Annotated in this window: 6 protein-coding genes and 1 tRNA gene; 3 read left to right on the forward strand and 4 right to left on the reverse strand. The window is 70.3% G+C overall.

All coding sequences use genetic code 11. The features are described from left to right. Positions 1-65: 65 nt before the first annotated feature. Positions 66-138, reverse strand: a tRNA-Leu gene (locus ACFU74_RS35165). Between the two features lie 16 nt (positions 139-154). Then, a complete protein-coding gene (locus tag ACFU74_RS35170) occupies positions 155-985 on the reverse strand; it encodes an HNH endonuclease (protein WP_380764207.1) in 831 nt (276 codons plus the stop codon). Between the two features lie 388 nt (positions 986-1,373). Here ACFU74_RS35170 and ACFU74_RS35175 point away from each other — a divergent pair, with 388 nt between their 5' ends. Next, positions 1,374-3,755: a chitinase C-terminal domain-containing protein gene (locus tag ACFU74_RS35175; protein ID WP_380764211.1), complete on the forward strand. Its 2,382-nt coding sequence runs from the start codon at positions 1,374-1,376 to the stop codon at positions 3,753-3,755. A gap of 106 nt (positions 3,756-3,861) precedes the next feature. Here ACFU74_RS35175 and ACFU74_RS35180 read toward each other — a convergent pair whose 3' ends face one another. Both ACFU74_RS35180 and bcp read right to left on the reverse strand, forming a co-directional pair. Beyond that, entirely contained in the window at positions 3,862-4,542 is a 681-nt protein-coding gene (locus ACFU74_RS35180) for a hypothetical protein (protein ID WP_380764208.1), read from the reverse strand. Between the two features lie 183 nt (positions 4,543-4,725). Continuing rightward, positions 4,726-5,202 (reverse strand): thioredoxin-dependent thiol peroxidase, encoded by a 477-nt coding sequence (gene bcp, locus ACFU74_RS35185; protein WP_380764209.1) that lies wholly within the window; start codon positions 5,200-5,202, stop codon positions 4,726-4,728. A gap of 141 nt (positions 5,203-5,343) precedes the next feature. On the opposite strand from bcp, the gene ACFU74_RS35190 reads away from it, so the two are divergent. Continuing rightward, positions 5,344-5,685, forward strand: coding sequence for a DUF3618 domain-containing protein (locus ACFU74_RS35190; protein ID WP_380764210.1), 342 nt, complete (start codon positions 5,344-5,346; stop codon positions 5,683-5,685). 201 nt (positions 5,686-5,886) lie between these two features. Then, on the forward strand, positions 5,887-6,189 hold the full coding sequence (locus tag ACFU74_RS35195) for a GroES family chaperonin (RefSeq protein WP_380764212.1): 303 nt from the start codon (positions 5,887-5,889) through the stop codon (positions 6,187-6,189). The last annotated feature ends 42 nt before the right edge of the window (positions 6,190-6,231 follow it).

Raw genomic sequence — 6,231 nt, forward strand, 5'->3', positions numbered from 1 at the left:
CTGCTGTACGCGGCCCCGGAGGTGCTTCGGGGGTGCGCGTGTCACCGCAGGTCAAACGCTCGTTGTGGGCCCGGTGGGACTCGAACCCACGACACTGCGATCCTAAGTCGCAGCCCTCTAGCCAGCTGGGGTACGGGCGCACGTCGGCACAAGCTTACCGGCTGTCGGAGGTGCCGATGGAGGGTTTGCGGTTCCGTCCGCAGTAGGTCGGGGTGACGGCATGGCAGTTGGGGCAGAGCAGCCGGAGGTTCTCGCGCCGGTTGTCGAGCCAGTCGCCGTTGACGTGATCGACCTCCAGCGTCAGCGGACGTCCGCGCCAGAACGGCGGGGTGCCGCACCCGGAGCAGGCGTCCGGCGTGCCGAGGTGGACGAGCATGGCCCGCAGCCGGTCGCCGGGGACGCGGTGGCTTCCGGGCGGCAGTGCCACCAGGAGGGCGTCAGGACGGAGTCGGGGCCCCGTCCTCACGCCACGGTTGTGGGCCGACCCGGTGAAGTGGCCGGTATCCAGCTTGTGGCGGGCGATGGCGTCCTTGACGAGCCGGCGGGCCCCGCCGCTCTCGGAGAGGCCGAGTGCCCGGATCACGCCGGCGATGCTGGACTGCTCGCGGACGGCCGCGATCACCTGCTCGTCCCGGACCTCCCCGCGAAAGTGCGAGGTGTCGATGCCGAACTCGGCCAGTCGCCGCTTCATGTAGGAGTAGGCGCTGTCGTACGGCACCACACCCAGCTCGCGCAGCATCGGACCGATCCCGGTGGACTTCGCCGCGGCCTCGGCGAGCTGCTCCCGGCTGTAGGTCCGGCGTTCGTACGCGGGCCGGCCCCCGGTGAAGTGCGAGGTGTCGATGCCGTAGTGCCGCAACCGCTTGCTCAGGTAGCTGTGCGTGCCGCCTGCCATCGGTACGCCCAACCGCCTCATCATGTCGTTGACGCTGGACGACTCGGCGGCGGCCGCCGTCAGCAGCTCGCGGGTGTACTTGACCGTCATGGCTGTCCCTTCGGGCTCGCGCGCGCCCGTCCCCCGTCCGTGTGAACGATCGGTGCGTCGTTCGGTCACGGGGTTGAAGCGGGGTGGCCGACGGGCGGAGGGGAGTGGGGCGGGTGGGGCCGACGGGGGCGTCGGCGACCGTCGACAATCGGCCGATCGACCGGGGATGTTGGGGAATTGATTACCAATTGGTACAGACCTATTGACCTATGTGGTTCAGACCACATAGCTTCAGCGCCAATCTGGTTTCCCCCACGTGCGTGCTCCCCCACAGGCACGCGCCGACACTCTGCCCGGAGGACGAGTGTTGATCCGATCCTCGGCGGAGCGGCGTCCCACCGCCGCCCGTCGTTCCAAGAGCCCGGCGGCCCGCGCCGGCCTGGCCTCGATGGCGGCAGCCGCGATGGCCGGCCTGCTGGTGGCCACGCTGGGCGCGGCGCCCTCCCAGGCGTCCGCCACCGTTGACAACGCCGCCTGTCGCCCCGACGGCCTCTACGCCACGCCGGGCGTCGACGTCCCGTACTGCAGCGTCTACGACACCGAAGGCCGCGAGAAGATGGGCGCTGACCACCAGCGCCGCATCATCGGCTACTTCACCAGCTGGCGCACCGGCCAGGACGGCACCAAGCCGTACCTGGTCAGCGACATCCCGTGGGACAAGGTCACCCACCTCAACTACGCGTTCGCCCACGTCGATTCCGGCAACAAGCTGTCGGTCGGCTCGGACAACGCGCAGAACCCGGCCACCGGGATGTCCTTCCCGGGCGTGCCCGGCGCAGAGCTCGACCCGTCGCTGCCCTACAAGGGCCACTTCAACCTGCTGACGAAGTACAAGAAGCAGTACCCGAACGTCAAGACCATGGTCTCGGTGGGCGGTTGGACCGAGACCGGCGGGTACTTCGGGGACGACGGCAAGCGCGTCAACTCCGGCGGCTTCTACTCGATGACCGTCAACCCGGACGGCAGCGTCAACCAGGCGGGCATCGACACCTTCGCCAACTCGGCCGTCGACTTCATCAAGAAGTACGGCTTCAACGGCGTCGACATCGACTACGAGTACCCGACCTCGATGAAGGACGCGGGCAACCCGCTCGACTGGCAGATCGCCAACGGCAAGCGCGGTTCGCTGGCCAAGGGCTACGCGGCGCTGATGAAGACGCTGCGCGAGAAGCTGGACCGGGCCGGCGCCGCCGACGGCAAGCACTACCTGCTCTCGGTCGCGGCCCCGTCGTCCGGCTACCTGCTGCGCGGCATGGAGACCTTCCAGATCGCGCAGTACCTGGACTACGTCGACATCATGTCGTACGACCTGCACGGCTCCTGGAACAAGTACGTCGGCCCGAACGCCGCGCTGTTCGACGACGGCAAGGACGGCGAGCTGGCGGCGGCCAACGTCTACGGCACCGGCCAGTACGGCGGTATCGGCTACCTCAACGCCGACTGGTCGTACCACTACTTCCGCGGTGCGATGCCGGCCGGCCGGATCAACGTCGGCCTGCCGTACTACACCCGCGGTTTCAAGAACGTCCAGGGCGGCACCAACGGCCTCTGGGGCACCGCCTCCGCGACCACCTGCCCGGTCGGCTCCGGCCTGACCACGTGCGGTGACGGCGCGGTCGGCATCGACAACATCTGGAACGACAAGGACGACGCGGGCAAGGAGTCCCCGGCCGGGTCGAACCCGATGTGGCACGCCAAGAACCTGGAGAAGGGCATCGTGCCCGACTACCTCTCCAAGTACGGCGTGAGCGACACCGCCCTCCAGGGCAGCTACGTGCGCAACTACAGCTCCACCCTGGTGGCGCCGTGGCTGTGGAACGAGAGCAAGAAGGTCTACCTGTCCACCGAGGACGAGCAGTCGATCGCCGCCAAGGCCGACTACATCGTCAACCAGGGTGCCGGCGGCACCATGATCTGGGAGCTCGCGGGCGACTACAAGTGGGACGCGACCGCCAACGGCGGCAAGGGCCAGTACGTGCCCGGCAACACGCTGACCACGCTGATGTACGACAAGTTCAAGGCGGCCTCGCCGTACGGCGCGACCCGCTCGACGGTCGCGCTGCCGAAGCAGACCCTGCCGATCGACGTCTCGTTCACCAACTTCGCGCTCGGTGACTCGAACTACCCGATCAACCCGAAGATCCACATCGTCAACAACTCGACGATGACCCTGCCGGGCGGCACCGAGTTCCAGTTCGACTACAGCAACTCGGCCCCGGGCAACGCCAAGGACCAGTCCGGCTTCGGCCTGACCGTGATCCGCCAGGACCACACCGGCAGCGGCAACGTGGGCGGCCTCAAGGGCACCTACAACCGGGTCTCGGTGAAGCTTCCGGGCTGGCAGTCGCTCGCGCCGGGCGCGTCGATCGACATGGACTTCGTCTACTACCTGCCGGTGTCCACCCCGTCCAACTGGACGGTCAACGTGGCCGGGACGCTGTACGGCCTCAAGGGCGACCTGACCCGCGGTGCGGTGGACGGCGGCACCACGCCGACCCCGACCACGACGCCGACCACGACACCGACCACCACCCCGACCACCACGCCGACCACCACCCCGACCACGACGCCGACCACCACCCCGACCACCACGCCGACTACGCCGGCCGGTTGCGCGGGTGCGCCGAGCTGGGACGCGGGTACCACCTACGCCACCCCGACCAAGGTCTCCTGGAAGGGCCACTACTACCAGAACAAGTGGTGGACCAAGGGCGACGACCCGAGCGCCAGCGGCGCCTGGGGTGTCTGGAGCGACCTCGGCGCCTGCTGATGACAGCGGCTGCCTGAGGTGAGAGACGGCGGTGGCGGTGCACCCGGTCGGGGGGTGCGCCGCCACCGCTGCTTTTCGTTCCCGGGCCCGCTCCGGGCCCACGGGCCTACTTCTCGATGTCGCCGCGCATCTTGGTGAACAGGGCGGCGGCCTCGGCCGGGGTGGTCTTCGGGAACAGCGCGACGCCGGCCGTGGAGGCGTCGGACCAGCCGCAGACGACGTCCGTGGTGGGCGCCTCCGGCAGTTGCAGGCACTCCAGCGAGCCGCCGAGCGGGCCGGCCGGGTACGGGGTGGCGGTGGTCGGGTCGCCGCTGGAACCGTTCTGCAGGGCGTAGTCGATCATGCCGCGCCAGAGGTGCTCACGGCGCTTGGCCGGGTCCTCGGGGACGTTGTCGACGGCGATCAGCAGGATCCGGCGGCCGGAGGTCTGGCCGGGGCGGTCGAAGTTGGAGAGCACCAGGTGCATGTTCTCGCGCATCTCGCCCGGGTCGACGGCGACGTCGGAGACCGCGTCCTTGCCGGTGGTCCTCGTCAGTCCGCCGGCCGTCCCGGCCTCGACCACCCGGCGCTTGCCGGCCGGGGCCGCGGTGGCCGGGGCGGAAGCGGTGGGCTGTGCGGTCGCGGGGGCGCTCGCGGCGGGCTGGGTGGTCGGCCCGGGGGCCGGCTGGGTGGTGGCCGTCGCGGTGGCCTGCGGAGGTGCGGCGATGTCCTCGTTCTCCGGCCCGCAGGCGGTCAGCGCGAGCGCCGCGACGATCGCGCCGGCGACGGCGACACGGGCGGTGGACACGGGTCTGGCACTCTGCACTGCTCTACTCCTGTGGCAAGAACGGAACCCGGGCGACCGGCGCCCGGTGAGCAGAACGCTAGGGGGTGCCGGGCCCCGGCCGACAGGTTTCGGGCAGAGCGCGGACAGCACCGGGACACGGCGGTGACGAAGCGTCACTCGCCGCCGCCGTGTCCGGACGCTGCGTCAGGCCGTCTCGACCTTGAGGTCGCGCAGCAGCTTGGCCACGTGGCCGGTCGCCTTGACGTTGTACAGCGCGTGCTCGACCTTGCCCTGCTCGTCCACGATCACGGTGGAGCGGATCACGCCGGTCACGGTCTTGCCGTACAGCTTCTTCTCGCCGAACGCGCCGTAGGCCTCCAGCACCTTCTTCTCCGGGTCGGAGACCAGGGTGACCTTGAGGTTCTCGGCCTCGCGGAACCTGCCGAGCTTCTCCGGCTTGTCCGGCGAGACGCCGATGACGTCGTACCCGGCGCCGGCGAAGACCTCCAGGTTGTCGGTGAAGTCGCAGGCCTGCTTGGTGCAGCCGGGGGTGAGCGCGGCCGGGTAGAAGTAGACGATCACCTTGCGGCCGAGGTGGCCGGCGAGGGACACCTCGTTGCCGTCGGCGTCGGGCAGGGTGAAGGCGGGCGCGGTGTCGCCGGGCTGGAGACGCTCACTCACGGGATTTCTCCTGGTGCTGGACGGGCGGTCGTACCACGGCAAACTTACCTCCGATGGTGGGTGGGGCCGCGCGGCCCCGCGTGGTAGCTGACACACTGGGTCAGTCGCACAGGACGAACATCAGTGAATGGGGTGGCCCGAGTGGGCGAGGCGAGCAGTACGGACAAGTCGGCGCGGACGACCGCCCAGATCGAGGCGGACATCACCCGGACCCGCACCCAGCTGGCGGCGACGCTGGACGAGCTCGCCGTGCGCGTGCACCCGACCACCATCTCCGCCCAGGTCAAGGCGAAGGCCGTGGCGGCCGTCGAGGAGAAGGCCGGCCGGGCCTACGTGGCCGCGAGCGGCCTGGTCGAGCAGGCCCGCGCGCAGTTCGTGGACGAGAAGGGGCAGCCGCGCAAGGAGCGGATCGTCCCGGCCGCGCTGGTCGGCGTCGGCCTGGTGCTGCTGGTCGCCTCGGCGCGCAAGCGCCGCAAGGGCTGACCGAGGCCCCGCACTCCCCTCGGGCCGGGCACCCGGTGCCCGGCCCGGTGCTGTTCGCCCACCGGGCTGGCGTCACACGCCGGGCCCGGGACCGGTACCTTCGGGGTCGTGAGTACGAACGACGAACCGACCCAGCAGTCCCTCCCCGGCGAGGCCGAATCGCCGCGTCACGACCGGCTCGGCGAGAAGCTGCCGATCAAGATGCTGCACGACCGCGTGCTGGTGAAGACCGAGGCCGGCGAGGGCGAGCGCCGCTCCACCGGCGGCATCCTGATCCCGGCGACCGCGGAGATCTCCAAGCGCTGCGCCTGGGCCGAGGCGGTCGCCGTCGGCCAGAGCGTGCGCTCCGTCGAGCCCGGCGACCGGGTGCTCTACGACCCCGAGGACAAGCTGGAGGTCGAGGTCCGCGGCGCCACCTACGTGCTGCTGCGCGAGCGCGACCTGCACGCCGTCGCCGCCGACCGCTTCGAGGGGTCGGAGGACGCGACGGGGCTCTACCTGTAGCGGGAGCAGGGCTTTCGGCCCGGCTGCCGGTGACCGAGGTCA

The organism is Kitasatospora sp. NPDC057500 (assembly GCF_042802195.1).
Classification (GTDB): Bacteria; Actinomycetota; Actinomycetes; order Streptomycetales; family Streptomycetaceae; genus Kitasatospora.